Origin of the sequence: Mycobacterium sp. IS-1496, from assembly GCF_001499995.1 — a bacterium.
In the GTDB taxonomy this organism is placed as follows: Bacteria; Actinomycetota; Actinomycetes; order Mycobacteriales; family Mycobacteriaceae; genus Mycobacterium.
In genome coordinates this window covers 96396-111038 of sequence record NZ_LQIU01000007.1, presented here as the reverse complement: position 1 = coordinate 111038, position 14643 = coordinate 96396, and the positions used below count along the sequence as shown (strand labels likewise).

Here is a 14643-nt window from a genome sequence, read left to right as displayed (position 1 = left end):
TCTTCGGCCATTTGCAGACAGACCACAACCACCGTCAAAAGCCTTGCCAAATGGCAGCGGCTTGACATAGGAGAGACTCATGATCCGGTGTGTGCGGCTGTGGACCGGGGCGGACGACGCGTCGCACTTCGAGATCGGGCGCCTCGACATGCGCCCCGGCCGCAACGACGACCTCGTCTCCGCGGTGATGCCGTCCACCCATGTGACCGTCGAGGAGACCGCGGCCGGACGAGCCCTCGCGTGGCACACCGCACCGGTACGCCAACTCGTGGTGACCCTGGCGGGGTCGCTGGTGTTCTCCACCCGCGACGGTGAGGAGTTCGAACTCGGACCGGGCGACGTGCTGCTGGCGGAGGACACCGCGGGGTCGGGACACAAGTGGCGGTTGGAGGGAACCGATCCCTGGCGGCGGATGTACGTGGTGCTCGCCGACGACGTCGACGTGGCGTTCGTCGCGGCCTGACATGCGATTCGACACCGGCTGCTGGAACGTGTTCTAGTGCAGAGGTGCTGGAGTACACCCACATCGAGGGTCTGAGCTCGGCGGACGTCGCCCGGTTGCGGGAGACCTACGAACCGCTGACGGAGTCGGTGCGCGCGCTGATCGACGCCACCATCCGCACCCAGGTCGACGCCGAGACCGTCGCCGCCGCCAAAGCCGAGATCGACGCGGCCACCGCGCGCCTGCGCAGCAGACAGCTCGACGGCGCCTTCGGGGTGCAGTTCACCTCCGACGGCGACCAGATGCCCTGGGGCAACCCCGTCATCGGGGTGCGTAACCCGGTCGCGCCCCCGCTGGTGCTCCACCGCGACGAGAACGGCCGCGTGTCGACCGACTTCGACCTGGGCGCGGCCTACGAGGGTCCGCCCGGCCACGTCCACGGCGGGGTGGCCGCACTGGTGCTCGACCACGTGCTGGGTGAGGCCGCCAGTGACCAGCGCCAGCCGCGACTCACCGGCACGATCACGATGCGCTACCTGCGCACCACGCGCCTCGGCCGACTGCACGCGGAGGCGCAGATCGCGCGGGTCGAGGGGATCAAGGCCTTCGTCGTCGGCCATCTCGCCGACGACGACGGGGTGACCGTCGAGGCCGAGGGAGTGTTCATCAAGCCCAGGTGGGCGCGGGGATAGGCGTGATCGCCCCGAGGCTTCGGGTGATCGCCGCCAGCTCGGTGACGAGCACACGGGCACCGCTGCTGGCCGCGACGGTGTCCGCCAACTCGCGGACCCGGCGGTCGGCCGCCATCAGCTCGGGCAGGTCCACGGTCCACAGCGCGGCCGGGTTGGGCGGGGCCCCGCGCAACGCGTCGACGTAGTCGTCGACCGCCGCGACGAACTCCGGGCTCAGTGCCACCGGTTGGGCGGGCAGATTGCTCTCCATCGTGGTGCAGGCGCCGGTGATCGCGTTGAGCGCCGTCCGCAGGGACCGCAGCCACTGCCGCTGCATCGGATCTTGCAGCCGCGTGGCGCCCGAGGCGGCCTCGAACGCCGCCCGGGCGCGGTAGGCCCGCTGCCACGCCGCGGCCAGCGCGTCCGCCGGCCGGTCGAGTTCGTGGACGAAGGCCCGGACCACCATTGCGGCGTAGTCGATCTCGGTCATCAGCAGTTCCCCCGCGCGCTGACGCAGCCTGATCATGGCGTCGTCGGGCAGCGAAACGTGGGCGATCAGCGCGAGTCCGCCGCCGATCGCGACCGCCACCAGGCGGTGGACCGCCGCGGTGCCCTGCACCGGATCGACGATCCCGAGCAGGAACACCACCGACGCGGCCAGCGCCGCACTGACCGCGATGTACCCGAAACCCCACACCGCGTACGCGACTCCGACGAACGCCGCCGCGCTGATCGCCGCGACGATGCCCGTCGGCGGCCACAGCAGGCTGATCGCGGACGCGACCAGGATGCCCCCGGCGATTCCGGCCAGTCGCCCGGCGCACCGGGTGTACGTGTGCGCGGTCTCGGGCCGCAGGATCAACAGGACGGTCAGCGCCATCCAGTAGGGCTCACGGAGATCGGTGAAGCGCGCCACCGCCACGGCGACTGCGGTGGCCGCGGCGAGGCGGATCGCATGCCGCAGCACCGGCGACGTCGACGTCAGATGACGGCGCAACACACTCGCCGACCCGGACAGCGAACCCCTCAGATCCGATCCCCGTAGCCGGCCGAAACGCAACACCGCCGCCTCGTGCAACTGTTCGGAGAAACGTTGGGCGGCAGCGGCGCCCGGACCGGTGACGGCCGCGGCCGCGGCGTCGACGCGATGCAGGGCACGATCGGCTCCGCGGTGCGCGGCCACCCCGTGCTCGGCGATCGCGTCGAGGAACTCGCCGGCGGCCGAGGACAGTTCCGTGAGATCGGCGTCGGTGCGGCGCAGCGCGACCAGCGTCGCGGCGATCCTCTCGGGCAGTTGGTAGCCGAGTTGGTAGGCCTTGGGGCGCTGGTGTTGCGGAATGGTGGTGAACACCTCCCGCAGCCACGTCAGCTGTGCCGGGTCGAGCGGTGCCCCGGTGTCCGAAGCCAGTCTCCTGGCGTCCTGCGCGAGCGACCTGTGCGCACGGGTGAGGGCGTGCTGCTGCGCACGCCACCGCTGCGGCGGGCGCAGCCAGACCAGCAGCGCCTGCACCAGACCGGTGGCCAGCGTGAGCGCCACGGTGGCCAGCACGTCGGGCAGCGACATCGCCTCGGGCGGGGTGATCACCAGCAGGCCGGCCGCGGCCGCGGCGACGAACCCGGCGTTCGCCCCCAGGGCCCACTGCATTCCCGCCATGAAGCACCAGCACGCGACCACGACGACAAACACGGCGTCGTGGCCGGTGCTCGACGAGCCCAGCAGGGCGGCCGCGCCCACCTCGACCGACGCGATGAGCACGATGGGCAGCCGCCGCCCGGGCGTGTCCTGCAGTGCGATCGCGCCGGCGATGATGCCGGCCCCGGCGGTCCACATCGCCGCCGTCGGCGAAATCGCGTACAGCGCCAGCGCTGTCAGCGCCAGTACGCCCACGAGGCTGCGGACGACCGCACCGACTCCCGGCGTGGTCAGCCGAACCGTGTCCATCATCCGGCTGTCGACGTGCACGCGATCATTCTCCCCCCGAGGCGCCGCCAGCCTGTCGTGACTCGCGCGGGCGGTGGTGTCAGTAGGTTGCAGGCGTGGAGAAGGTGATGATCACGTTGCAGTCCTCGGACGCCGACGAGGCCTGGTGTACCCGGTTGCGCACCGACGTGGCGCCGCGACTGCTCGACCTCGGCGTGCCCGGACTCACGGTGAACGTCCGCGACGCACCGGTACGGGACTCCCTGATGACGCTCACCACGCTCGACCCGCCGGTGGTGGCGGTGGTGAGCCTGTGGACGCAACAGTCCTACGGCGACGACGTCCGCGGCGCCCTCGACGCGGTGAGGCCCGAATGCGATGCGGTGGCGGCCTATCTGGTCACCGAGTCGGCGCCGATGCCCGCCCCGGCCACGGAACCGGGGGAGCGCACCGAGGGGCTGGCCAACATCGCGCTGCTGCGCCGGCCGGCCGACCTCGACGAGCCGACATGGCGGGACCGCTGGCAGCGGGACCACACACCGGTCGCGATCGCCACCCAGGCCACGTTCGGCTACGTCCAGAACACCGTCGTGCGCGCGCTGACCGACGACGCACCGGAGATCGCCGCGATCGTCGAGGAGCTGTTTCCCCTTGCGGCCGTGTCGGATCTGCACGCCTTCTTCGGTGCGGCCGACGACGCCGACCTGGCCGACCGGATGCAGAGGATGCTGGCGAGCACGGAGGCGTTCGGCGCCAACCGCGACATCGACACGGTGCCCACCAGTCGGTACGTGATGCGCAGCCCCTTCGTGGCGGGCTGACGTTACGCTGCTGCGGTGACCCTGCAGATCAACGATGCCGACGGGGTGCGCACCGTCACGCTCGACCGGCCGGAGGCGCTCAACGCGTTCAACGAGGCGCTCTACGACGCGACCACGGTGGCGTTACGGGCGGCCGACGCCGACCCTTCGGTGGCCGTCGTGCTGCTCACCGGGGCGGGTCGGGCTTTCAGCGCCGGTAACGACCTCCACGAGATGGCCGCCCGCGTCACCGATCCGGACTTCCAGCCGGGGGAGCACGGCTTCCCCGGACTCATGGAGGCGTTGCTCGACCTCCGTAAACCGTTGGTGTGTGCGGTGAACGGGCTCGCTGTGGGCATCGGCACCACGATCCTCGGCTACGCGGACCTGGTGTTCATGGCGACGACGGCGCGGTTGAAGTGTCCGTTCACCAGCCTCGGCGTGGCGCCGGAGGCGGCGTCGAGCTATCTGCTGCCGCAGTTGATGGGGCGCCAGAACGCGGCCTGGCTGCTGATGTCCTCGGACTGGGTGTCGGCCGCCGATGCGCAGCGCATGGGCATCGCCTGGCAGGTCTGCGAGCCGGACGATCTGCTCGACGAGGCCCGCAGGCACGCCGCGGTCCTGGCGTCCCGGCCGATCCCGAGCCTGATGGCAGTCAAGGAGACCATCGTCGAGCCGACGCGGGCCGAGGTGAAGGCCGCCCTCGCCCGTGAATACGCCAAATTCGAGGTGCTGCTCGGCCAGGCGGCCAACACCGATGCGCTCGCCGCCTTCGCCGGCCGCGGGGCGAGCGACGCGACAGGACAGCAGGACTAGTTCGCCCGCATCCGCGACGGGCATCCGTTGTAGTGCGCCGGGCAGCCGTCGACGCTGTGGGCCTCGATGATCGCCCGCAGTGTGCGCCGGCACCGGCCGCACTCGCTGCCCGCGCCGCAGGCCTCGGCGATCTCCTTGGACGTCGAGGCGCCGGCGGCGATGACGTCGTTGACGACGTGGCTGGTGACTCCCATGCACAGGCAGACGAACACTGCGGACCCCGCTATTCCTCGTCGTCCACGGCCATGACGTGGGCCAGCTTGCCGACGAACAGCGTCGGGTAGGCGCCGAGGCCGGCCCTCGACATCCATTCGGCGGAGGCGTCCGGGTGGTCGATCCACTGCCGGGCACTGCGCTCGTCGTCGACCTCCTGCAGGATCATGACTTCCTGCCCGTCGTCGAGGGCCTGATACACCCACACCTTGCAGACACCGGCCTCGCGGAACCGGTCGAGACCGTCGTGCACCTTGACCATCAGCGCCTCCACGTCGTCGACCGCGGCCATCGCGCCGACGATGACCCCGGCGACGTGGCGCTGCGAGGACGGACCGTCCAGGTCGATCTTCTCGACCACCTCCCCGCCGAACACGGGCGGGATGTCGTCGACCCCGGAGATGTCGAACAATTCGAATATCGCGGGCGATCGCAGGACCTCCCGAACGGATTTCGGATGGCGAATGCCGATCGTCGTCAATACACGTCCGGGCTCCCAGATCGATTTGTACACCACCACATGGTGTGCGCCAATCGCACTCAAACCGGCTTTCTTCGTCTCCAGCCAGGCCCACATTCGCTCGGGATCGTCGACGCGAAAATCGCACGCGAGAATGAGTGAGTGGAGGTCATACTCACCCATTGTTTCCCGCCTGTCAGAGGTACGCGCCCGCATGTTAGTGCAGTCTAACCTTACTTAGGACAGCCAGTCCAGAGAACCCGGTGCGCGATGCGGCCAGCAACGGCCCCGGGTCCGCAGGCGCGCCCAAAACACGCCGCTAACAAGCTAAACGGGTCGCTTCCGCTTCTCGTTGGGGCTAGATTGCAGTGGTACGGCAAACAGTGAGACCGAGCGGCCACCACAGTCAGTAGGAGAGGTCCATGCAAGGCGATCCCGACGTCCTGAAATTGCTCAACGAGCAGTTAACAAGCGAATTGACGGCGATAAACCAGTATTTCCTCCATTCGAAAATGCAGGAAAGCTGGGGCTTCACCGAATTGGCGAGTCACACCCGCGAGGAATCGTTCGATGAAATGCGCCACGCGGAGGCCATCACCGACCGGATTCTTCTCCTGGACGGTCTGCCGAATTATCAGAGACTTTTCTCGCTGCGGGTCGGCCAGACCCTGCGCGAGCAATTCGAGGCCGATCTCGCCATCGAATACGAGGTGGTCGGCCGGCTCAAGCCCGGCATCGTCATGTGCCGGGAGAAGGGCGATGCGACCAGCGCCAACCTGTTCGAGACCATCCTCGCCGACGAGGAGAAGCACATCGACTACCTCGAGACGCAACTCGAGCTGATGGACAAGCTCGGCGAGCAGCTCTACGCGGCGCAGTGCGTGTCGCGTCCGCCGCAGTAGCGCCGCGCCGCCGTACCCACTGACTGACCCGCGCCGTTCCGGGGTAACCGGAGGCGCGGGTCGGTTCGTGTCAAGGGTCACACCTGGAATGAACCGGGCCGCCGTAACTTTTATAGACAAGCTAACGATATAGCGGTCGGCATTTCCATGGAAGGCACGTATGGCGAGTTCACCCGCACCCACCTCAGCACCACCCGAGCCGGGCGGCGCGTTGATCAGCCCGCAGCGGCGCAATCTGGTCTTCGTCGCCGTCCTCCTGGGCATGCTCCTCGCCGCGCTGGACCAGACGATCGTCGCGACGGCGCTGCCGACCGTCGTGGCCGATCTCGGCGGCGCCGGCCACCAGAGCTGGGTGGTGACGAGCTACCTGCTGGCCTCGACGATCGTCACCGCGATCGTCGGCAAGCTCGGCGACCTGTTCGGTCGCAAGACGGTCTTCCAGGCGGCGGTGCTGTTCTTCCTCGCCGGATCGGTGCTGTGCGGGCTCGCGAACTCGATGAGCATGCTGGTGGCCGCGCGGGCGCTGCAAGGTGTCGGCGGCGGTGCGCTGATGGTGACGGCCATGGCGCTCATCGGGGAGGTCATCCCGCTGCGGGAGCGCGGCCGCTACCAGGGCGCGCTGGGTGCCGTCTTCGGCGTCACGACCGTCATCGGACCGCTGCTCGGAGGCTTCTTCACCGATCACCTCACCTGGCGCTGGGCATTCTGGATCAACGTGCCGGTGGGCGTCGTGGTGTTCTTCGTCGCCGCCGCGGCGATCCCGGCGCTGAGCAGGTCCGGCCGGCCCAACATCGACTACGCGGGCATCGTGTTCGTCGGTCTCGGCGCGTCCGGCCTGACGCTCGCAACCAGCTGGGGCGGAGCCGAATACGCGTGGACGTCGCCGGTCATCATCGGCCTGTTCGTCGCCTCCGCGGTGGCGCTGGCGGTGTTCATCCAGGTGGAGCGGCGCGCCGCCGAACCGATCCTGCCGATGCGGCTGTTCGCCAGCCCGGTGTTCACGGTCTGCTGCATCCTGTCGTTCATCGTCGGCTTCGCGATGCTCGGAGCGCTGACCTTCCTGCCCACCTTCATGCAGTTCGTCGACGGCGTCTCGGCCACCGAATCGGGCCTGCGCACACTGCCGATGGTGGCGGGACTGCTCATCACCTCGATGGGCAGCGGTGTCATCGTCGGCCGCACCGGGCGGTACAAGATCTTCCCCGTCCTGGGCACCGCGATCATGACGGTGGGATTCCTGCTGCTGTCCCGGATGGACGCCACCACACACCTGCTGCAGCAGTCCCTGTACCTGTTCGTCCTCGGCACCGGCATCGGGTTGTGCATGCAGGTGCTCGTGCTCACCGTGCAGAACACCGCCACCTTCGACGACCTCGGCGTCGCCACCTCCGGGGTGACGTTCTTCCGCACCATCGGCAGTTCGTTCGGTGCGGCCATCTTCGGATCGCTGTTCGCCAACTTCCTCGACGACCGGATCGGGGCCGCCCTGCTGCGCAGCGGCGCGCCGCCGGTCGCCGCCGAATCACCGCAGGCGCTGCATCGGCTGGCACCCGATGTCGCGGCGCCGATCGTCGACGCGTACGCCGATTCGCTCGGCCTGGTGTTCCTCTGCGCCGCCCCGGTCGCGGCAGTCGGCTTCCTGGTGGCCCTGCTGCTCAAAGAGGTGCCGTTGCGGGAGATGGAGACCGGCGCCGCCGTCGACCTGGGCGAGGGTTTCGCGATGCCCGGTGCCGAATCCTCCGAGCAGATGCTCGAATCCGCGGTGGGCCGGTTGCTGCGCAACTCACCCGACATCCGGTTGCGGTCGTTGGCCGGACGGCCTGGGTGCGAACTCGACGTCGCGCGGCTGTGGGCGCTCCTGCAGATCTACCGCCACAACCAGGTCTTCGGTTCGGCCAGGTTGAGCGAGATCGCCGACCGGCTGCGCATCCCCTGCGAGGTGGTCGAACCGGTCTTCGACGATCTGGTGGCCACCGGATACGCCGTCCGGACCGGAGACCTGTTGTGGCTCAGCCAGTCCGGGGCCCGACAGGTCGACGCCGTGTCGTCGGCCTTCGTCGGCATGATCGTCGACAAGCTCGCCACGTCACCCACGTTCGAGGGACGGCCCGACCGGTTGCAGGTGGAGGCGGCGCTCGAGCGGATCACCCACCGCATGCTCGTGCAACGCGAATGGGAGTGGGACGACGAACTCGAACGGACTCAGTGACCCCGGTCTGCGCGTAGCATGCGGCCATGAGCCGAATCGGGGACGCCTCCCGTGACTTCGCCGATGACGACGTGACGGCCTTCGCTGTCCGCTCACCCGATCTCGGGGCGGCGATGGCCACCTTCAGCCAGGCCGTCTACACCAAGGGCCGCCTGCCGTTGCGGGTACGGGAACTGGCCCGGGTCGTCATCGCGAACGCGAACGAGTGTGTGGTGTGCCAGAACACCCGCGACTCCGACGGTGAGGCGGCCGGCGTCGACGAGGACCTCTACCGGTACAGCGACCAGTGGCGCACGTGGCCGGGATACAGCCCCGCCGAACGCGTCGCCGCGGAGTTCGCCCACCGGTTCGCCACCGACCACACCGGCCTGCGCGAGGACGACGACTTCTGGGCCAGGGCGGGCGAGCACTTCGACGCCGACCTGATCACCGACCTCGCGCTGTCCTGCGCCATGTGGGTCGGGATGGGCCGGGTGCTGCGGACGCTCGACATCGGGCAGAGCTGCAAGATCACTCTGTAGATTCCGGGCGCCGCCGGGCGGCCACTCGGTGAACAATGGTCGTCATGGCAGCCAAACCCCTCGCCGCAGCCGCCATCGCGCAACTGGAGTCCGACGGCGTCGCCACCCTGATCGGGACGGTCGTCAACCCGGCGGGACTCACGCACGCCAAGACGGTTCCCCTGCGCCGGATGGGCGCCTTCGCCGATCCCGGCCTCGGGGCCAGCCCGGTCTGGCACGCGTTCACCATCGACCAGTCCGGCATCGTGTTCGGTGACTCCATCAGCGTGGTCGGCGATCAGCGGATCCGGATCGACCTCGGTGCGCTGCACATCCTCGGTGACGGGTTGGCATGGGCCCCGGGCGGATTCTTCGATCAGGACGGCGGGCCCGATCCGTTCTGCAGCCGGGGTGCGCTGCGCCGGGTGGAGCGCCGGCTGTCGGCGGCGGGACTGACCGCCTCGGTGGGCCACGAGATGGAGTTCGTCCTGGTCGGTCCGGACGGCGGCCGGTTGCCGTCGACGCTGTGGGCGCAGTACGGCCTGGCCGGGGTGCTCGAATACGAGGGTTTCGTCCGTGACGTCACCGATGCGGCGACGAGTTCGGGGGTGCCGATCGAGCAGTTCCATCCCGAGTACGGGGCCAACCAGTTCGAGATCTCACTGTCGCCGCTGCCGCCGGTCGCGGCTGCCGACTCGCTGGTGTTGATGCGGATCCTCATCGGCCGGGTCGCCCGCCGGTACGGGATGCGGGTCAGCCTGTCGCCCGTCCCGTTCGCAGGCAGCGTCGGTAACGGTGCGCACCAGCACTTCTCGTTGCGGCGCCACGGTGTCCCGTTGTTCTCCGACGGTTCGGGGGCCCACGGTATGACGGCCGAGGGCGAGTCCGCCGTCGCCGGCTTGGTCGCCGGACTGCCGGAAGCGCAGGGGGTGTTGTGCGGTTCGCTGCTGTCCGGTCTGCGCATCCAGCCGGGCCACTGGTCGGGGGCCTACATCTGCTGGGGCACCGAGAACCGCGAAGCCGCGGTGCGGTTCCTGCAGGGCGGTCCGGGCAACGTGCACGGCGGCAATGTCGAGGTCAAGGTCATCGACCCATCGGCGAACCCATACCTCGCCTCGGCGGCCATCCTCGGCCTGGCGCTTGACGGGATCGAGCATGAATCGACGCTGCCGCCGGAGACCGGCGTGGATCCGGCGTCGCTCACGGAAGCCCAACGGGCACAGGCGGGTACGGTCCTGCTACCCGCCCGGCAGCTCGACGCGTTACGCGCCCTAGAGGGTTCCGCGTCGATGCGCCGCATCCTCGGGGACGCGGTCGTCGACGCCGTGGTCGCGGTACGGCGTTACGAGGCAGAGCATTTCGGCGCCCTGGCGCCGGAGGAGCAGGCCGACAGGTTCCGGATGGCGTGGAGTGTCTGACCCCGCGCGGGTGACACTCAGATCAAGCCGGTCGCGTCGAACACCCAGGAGGTGTCGGCAGTGGCCAGATCCTCGAGCCAGGTAGGCGGTGCGGTGGCCGTCAGCCCGGACATGTCCCAGTAGTCCTTCCACAGCGTGATCCTGCCGTCTTCGACCCGGTGGACGGTGACGAACCGCAGCACCGCGGTCTCGCCGGTCGGCCACCGCCACGTCTCGGAGTGCTCGTACATCACGTCGGCGCCGTTGGTCACGAGCAGGCCGTCGTGGTTCTCGTAGCCGGCGAGCGGTTCGAGCCCGACCTTGAGCCGCTTGACGATGTCCTCGGGACCGCGGGCGGCCAGCGCGGGACCGACGGGCATGTCGGCGTAGATGCAGTCGTCGGACAGATGGGCCTTCACCGCTTCCCAGTCCCTGGCGGACAGCGACTTCCACATGCCGAGCACCGTATCGTCAACGGACACCGGCGAACTCCGTGGCCGAGGTGGGCACGGCAGGCGCCCGGTGGGCGGCGCGCAGGAACCGCCCGGTGCGCTTCCTGCCCACGAGGCCGGTTGGCGCGCCGTCGCGGAACACCGCGTGCCCGCTGACCATGACCAGATTCACCGTGCTGTCGTTGCGGTTGACCATGCGCTCGAGCCCGCCGTAGAAGTCGACGCGGTCCTCGGCGTACTCGTCGAGGCTCGCGTCGAGGTGTGCCGGGTCGATCACCACGAGGTCCGCCCGGTCGCCGACACGCAGGTGGCCGGCGTCGATGCGGTACCAGTCGGCGAGTTCACCGGTGAGCCGGTGCACCGCCTGCTCGACGCTCATGAACGGCCGGCCGTCCTTCTGCGCGTCGTACACGTGGCACAGCAGCCGCAGACCCATGTTGTAGAACGCCATGTTGCGCAGATGTGCGCCGGCGTCGGAGAAGCCCATCTGAATGCCGGAGTCGCGGGCCAACTTCTTCAGGACATCGGGTCGGTGATTGGAAATCGTGGTGCGCCAACGGAGTTCGCGACCGTGCTCGAGAACCAGGTCGAGGAAGGCGTCGACGGGGTGCAGCCCCCGCTCGACGCCGACCTGGCCGAACGACTTGCCGACGATCGACGCGTCGGGACTGTCGACGATCTCGGCGTCGAAGAAGTCGCGCTGCCACACCCGCACGCCCATCTTGTTCTCGTAGTCCTTGCGGAAGCGCCGCCGGTAGTCCTCGTCGCGCATCAAGGCGTTGCGTTCGACCTCGTCGCGCAGGTGCAGTGCGGCCGCGCCCGCGCCGAACTCCTCGAACACCACCAGATCGATACCGTCGGCGTACACCTCGAACGGCACGGGCAGATGCTGCCACCGGAAGTTACCGCCTAGCCGGTTGACCGCGCGGGCCACCGGCCCGAGGATCTTGATCGCGTACGGGTTCGACTTCACGTCGGCGGCCGAGAGCAGGCTGGTCTTGAGCGGGTTGCGGAAGAGGCCGAGGGACTGCGCCAGTTGCGATCCCAGGTTCAGCGGGTTGGCGATGTCGGGTCCGGATTGCAACACCCGCCCACTGCGCCGCAGCATCGACTTCAGACGGCGCAGTTCGCGCGGTTTGGCGTAGGTCGACGGCAGCGTGCGTGAGCGGCACGTGTCGCCGTCGAGCTTGTCGAACAGCAGCTGCTGGGAGGACATGCCGACGAATCCGGCCGACAGCGCTTCCTCGAGCATCTCCTCCATGCGGGCCTGTTCGCCGCGGGTCGGGCGCTCGGTCCCACGGGTGGCGCGGTCGAGGCCCATGACGGCAGTCCGCATGTCGCTGTGCCCGATGAACGCACACACGTTCGGGCCGAGCGGTCGCGACTCCAGTGCCGTGACGTACTCGTCGCACGTCGTCCAGGTCTTGTGCCGGTCCACCGCGGCGATGACGTGCTCGCGGGGGATGGCCTCGACCCTGCCGAACAGGTCGCCCGCGTCGTTGCCGTCGACGTGGATGGTCGACAGGGAGCACGAGCCGAGCATCACCGTCGTCACGCCGTGGCGCAGCGATTCCGTGAGGGCCGGCCCCTCGAGCACCTCGACGTCGTAGTGGGTGTGGATGTCGAGCATGCCCGGGATCACCCATTTGCCGGTGGCGTCGATGACCTGGGGGCATCCGGCGGCGTCGAGTTCGTCGGGCGTGATGGTGACGACGTGGCCGTCGCGGATACCGATGTTGCGGATCGCCGAGGGTGCGCCGGTGCCGTCGAACCAGCGTCCGTTGGCGATGATCGTGTCGTAGGTCACGATGTCATAGAACAGTCCCGGTGCGGCGGGTGTCAACGCTTCCAGTGAACAGATTCGCTGATTTGTCTACTGAGGCGTTGACCTGCGCCTTCAGTCGGCCCATCCGTCGGGCTGGCGGTGGTCGATGTCGGTGAACCCGTACTCGCGGGCGAGTTGGGCGGAGGTCGCCGAGCGTTGATTCCACCGGTGCCTGCGCGTGTCGGCGGCGATTGCGGCCACGGCCCGGCCGACGTAGCGCGGCGTCTCGGACTCGGCGAAACCGGGCGGGGCCGTCGGATGACCGCCGGGGCGATCCGGCTGGAGCGCCGAGCGCCAGTCGGCTTCGGTCACGCCGTAGTTGTCGAGCATCATCTCCGACCGCAGCCAGCCCGGGGTGACGGCGACAGCGGTGGCGCCGAACGGTGCGAGCTCGTGGCCATGGCTGAACGCCAGTCGGTTGACGGCGCACTTGACCAAGTCGTAGAACACCGAGATCCGGTAATTGTCGGCGTTGTAATCGGCAGTGCCGTCGGTGATTTCGACGAGCAGGCCGCCAGGCCGGGCCACCAGGAGCGGAAGCAGGCAGTGCGCGGTGATGAGATGCGTGTCCACACCCAACCGGACGATGCGCAACCCGTCGTCCAGATCGTGCTGCCACATCGGCCGGTCCCAGCTCGACGGCGGGCCCTTGAGCAGCTCGGCACCCCAGATGTCGTTGACCACGATGTCGATGTGGCCGTGTTCGGTGCGCAATCGGCCGGCCAGTGCGCGTACCTGCTCGATGTCGAGGTGGTCGACACGGTGGGCGGTACCTCGGCCGCCGAGAGCAGTGACCATCTCCGCGATCTCTTCGATGGTCTCCGGCCGGTCGTAATCGGAGCCGCCGCGGGCCGTCCGACTGCTGCGGCCCGTACAGATGACGGTCGCACCCGCCTCGCCGAGTGCTGTGGCGATTACGCGACCTGCGCCCCGAGTGGCTCCCGCCACCACGGCGATGCGGCCGCGCAACACGTCCGGATCGGGACGCCATGTCATCAATTGAGTATGGCGCGCTGGGGCAATCGGTTCCGCCGGTTCGGGGAGGAGCGCATACTCGCGAACGTGACACCGTTGCAGCGCTACATCGCCGAGGAGATCGCCACCGACCATGTCGACGGATTGCTGTCGCGCCGGGAAGCGTTGCGCAGGCTCTCCCTCCTCGGCATCGGCACCGCGGGTGCGACGGCGCTGTTCACCGCGTGCAGTGAGAACAAGCAGCAGGAAGCCGAGGTGCCGGTGACGTCCAGCGGCGCCGCGACGCGCAGTGCGCCACCTCCGGGATCGGAGAACGCGGTGCCGACCGAGCCGGTCACCTGGGCCGGACCCCGCGGTGAGTTGCAGGGCGCGTGGGCGGCCGCGGACCGGCCGCGCGGCGCCGTGCTGGTGATCCACGAGAACAAGGGGCTCAACGACTACATCCGGTCGGTGGCCGGCCGGTTCGGGGGAATCGGCTACTCCGCGCTGGCGATCGATCTGCTCTCCGGACAGGGCGGCACCGCGAGATTCGCCGATCCCGCCGAGGCCACCGCGGCGCTGAGCAAGCTGCCACCGGAGGAGGCGATCGCCGACGTGAAGTCCGGCATCGACGAGGTGGCGCGCCGGGTACCGGATCGCAAGATCGCGGCGGTGGGCTTCTGCATGGGCGGAGGCATGGTGTGGCGCCTTCTGGCGGCCGGTGAGCCACGGTTGGCCGCCGCGGTGCCGTTCTACGGGCCCACTCCGGAGAACCCGGACTTCTCGGGCTCGAAAGACGTTGCAGTCCTGGGGATCTACGCCGCCCAGGATCAGCGGGTGAACGCGAGTGAACCTGTCGCGCGCGCTGCCCTCGAGAGGGCCGGCATGGTCTTCGAACTCGTCACCGAGCCCGACGCCAACCACGCCTTCTTCAACGACACCGGTGAGCGGTACAACGCCACCGCCGCCGCCGACGCGTGGAAACGCCTGCAGGAGTGGTTCTCCCGCTACGTCGACTGACTGTCCCGGACGCCGTCATCGTCACCACCCGTGCCGTCGTGGTCGGTGAGGTTGCGGTGGG

The 14643-nt window shown here is 69.0% G+C and carries 15 protein-coding genes; 9 read left to right on the top strand and 6 right to left on the bottom strand.

Translation table 11 applies throughout. The features are described 5' to 3' along the window. Window positions 1–79: 79 nt before the first annotated feature. Window positions 80–463: a cupin domain-containing protein gene (locus tag AU195_RS05410; protein WP_059158027.1), complete on the top strand. Its 384-nt coding sequence runs from the start codon at window positions 80–82 to the stop codon at window positions 461–463. Window positions 464–507: 44 nt separating this feature from the next. Further along, window positions 508–1134: a PaaI family thioesterase gene (locus AU195_RS05405; RefSeq protein WP_059158026.1), complete on the top strand. Its 627-nt coding sequence runs from the start codon at window positions 508–510 to the stop codon at window positions 1132–1134. Here AU195_RS05405 and AU195_RS05400 read toward each other — a convergent pair. Beyond that, window positions 1109–3058 (bottom strand): FUSC family protein, encoded by a 1950-nt coding sequence (locus tag AU195_RS05400; protein ID WP_059158049.1) that lies wholly within the window; start codon window positions 3056–3058, stop codon window positions 1109–1111. The two genes, AU195_RS05405 and AU195_RS05400, sit on opposite strands and share 26 nt — an antisense overlap. Before the next feature lie 92 nt (window positions 3059–3150). Between AU195_RS05400 and AU195_RS05395 the strand changes: the two genes are divergently transcribed. Both AU195_RS05395 and AU195_RS05390 read left to right on the top strand, forming a co-directional pair. Continuing rightward, complete coding sequence (locus AU195_RS05395) at window positions 3151–3855, top strand: EthD domain-containing protein (RefSeq protein ID WP_059158025.1); 705 nt, start codon at window positions 3151–3153, stop codon at window positions 3853–3855. 15 nt (window positions 3856–3870) lie between these two features. Then, window positions 3871–4650: an enoyl-CoA hydratase/isomerase family protein gene (locus AU195_RS05390; RefSeq protein ID WP_059158024.1), complete on the top strand. Its 780-nt coding sequence runs from the start codon at window positions 3871–3873 to the stop codon at window positions 4648–4650. Here the strand turns inward: AU195_RS05390 and AU195_RS05385 are convergent. After that, entirely contained in the window at window positions 4647–4862 is a 216-nt protein-coding gene (locus AU195_RS05385; RefSeq protein ID WP_059158023.1) for a (2Fe-2S)-binding protein, read from the bottom strand. The genes AU195_RS05390 and AU195_RS05385 overlap by 4 nt on opposite strands. Window positions 4863–4873: 11 nt before the next feature. Further along, complete coding sequence (locus tag AU195_RS05380) at window positions 4874–5506, bottom strand: hypothetical protein (RefSeq protein WP_059158022.1); 633 nt, start codon at window positions 5504–5506, stop codon at window positions 4874–4876. Window positions 5507–5745: 239 nt separating this feature from the next. Here AU195_RS05380 and bfr point away from each other — a divergent pair, with 239 nt between their 5' ends. The 4 genes from bfr (at window position 5746) to AU195_RS05360 (ending at window position 10352) form a co-directional block, all read left to right on the top strand. Beyond that, window positions 5746–6225: a bacterioferritin gene (bfr, locus tag AU195_RS05375; RefSeq protein ID WP_059096198.1), complete on the top strand. Its 480-nt coding sequence runs from the start codon at window positions 5746–5748 to the stop codon at window positions 6223–6225. A gap of 160 nt (window positions 6226–6385) precedes the next feature. Further along, window positions 6386–8434: an MDR family MFS transporter gene (locus AU195_RS05370; RefSeq protein WP_059158021.1), complete on the top strand. Its 2049-nt coding sequence runs from the start codon at window positions 6386–6388 to the stop codon at window positions 8432–8434. Between the two features lie 26 nt (window positions 8435–8460). Further along, complete coding sequence (locus AU195_RS05365; protein ID WP_059158020.1) at window positions 8461–8955, top strand: carboxymuconolactone decarboxylase family protein; 495 nt, start codon at window positions 8461–8463, stop codon at window positions 8953–8955. A gap of 44 nt (window positions 8956–8999) precedes the next feature. Beyond that, window positions 9000–10352, top strand: a complete 1353-nt coding sequence (locus tag AU195_RS05360) for a glutamine synthetase family protein (RefSeq protein ID WP_082702972.1) — start codon at window positions 9000–9002, stop codon at window positions 10350–10352. Window positions 10353–10369: 17 nt separating this feature from the next. Here the strand turns inward: AU195_RS05360 and AU195_RS05355 are convergent, their stop codons facing one another. From AU195_RS05355 to AU195_RS05345, 3 genes are all read right to left on the bottom strand, one after another. Further along, a complete protein-coding gene (locus tag AU195_RS05355; RefSeq protein ID WP_059158018.1) occupies window positions 10370–10813 on the bottom strand; it encodes a nuclear transport factor 2 family protein in 444 nt (147 codons plus the stop codon). Then, window positions 10803–12590 carry an N-acyl-D-amino-acid deacylase family protein gene (locus AU195_RS05350; RefSeq protein ID WP_172800481.1) on the bottom strand — a complete coding sequence of 596 codons (1788 nt, stop codon included), beginning with the start codon at window positions 12588–12590 and terminating at the stop codon, window positions 10803–10805. Before AU195_RS05350 ends, AU195_RS05355 begins: the two co-directional genes overlap by 11 nt. 90 nt (window positions 12591–12680) lie before the next feature. Next, window positions 12681–13604 carry an SDR family oxidoreductase gene (locus tag AU195_RS05345; protein ID WP_059158017.1) on the bottom strand — a complete coding sequence of 308 codons (924 nt, stop codon included), beginning with the start codon at window positions 13602–13604 and terminating at the stop codon, window positions 12681–12683. A gap of 66 nt (window positions 13605–13670) precedes the next feature. Between AU195_RS05345 and AU195_RS05340 the strand changes: the two genes are divergently transcribed. Continuing rightward, the gene (locus AU195_RS05340) at window positions 13671–14582 is read left to right on the top strand and encodes a dienelactone hydrolase family protein (RefSeq protein ID WP_059158047.1); all 912 of its coding nucleotides are present in this window, start codon (window positions 13671–13673) and stop codon (window positions 14580–14582) included. Window positions 14583–14643 lie beyond the last annotated feature (61 nt).

Coding starts and splice junctions, on each gene's coding strand:
- AU195_RS05360 (WP_082702972.1), top strand. CDS start 9,000: ATGGCAGCCAAACCCCTCGCCGCAGCCGCCATCGCGCAACTGGAGTCC.
- bfr (WP_059096198.1), top strand. CDS start 5,746: ATGCAAGGCGATCCCGACGTCCTGAAATTGCTCAACGAGCAGTTAACA.
- AU195_RS05410 (WP_059158027.1), top strand. CDS start 80: ATGATCCGGTGTGTGCGGCTGTGGACCGGGGCGGACGACGCGTCGCAC.
- AU195_RS05400 (WP_059158049.1), bottom strand. CDS start 3,058: ATGATGGACACGGTTCGGCTGACCACGCCGGGAGTCGGTGCGGTCGTC.
- AU195_RS05345 (WP_059158017.1), bottom strand. CDS start 13,604: ATGACATGGCGTCCCGATCCGGACGTGTTGCGCGGCCGCATCGCCGTG.
- AU195_RS05380 (WP_059158022.1), bottom strand. CDS start 5,506: ATGGGTGAGTATGACCTCCACTCACTCATTCTCGCGTGCGATTTTCGC.
- AU195_RS05365 (WP_059158020.1), top strand. CDS start 8,461: ATGAGCCGAATCGGGGACGCCTCCCGTGACTTCGCCGATGACGACGTG.
- AU195_RS05370 (WP_059158021.1), top strand. CDS start 6,386: ATGGCGAGTTCACCCGCACCCACCTCAGCACCACCCGAGCCGGGCGGC.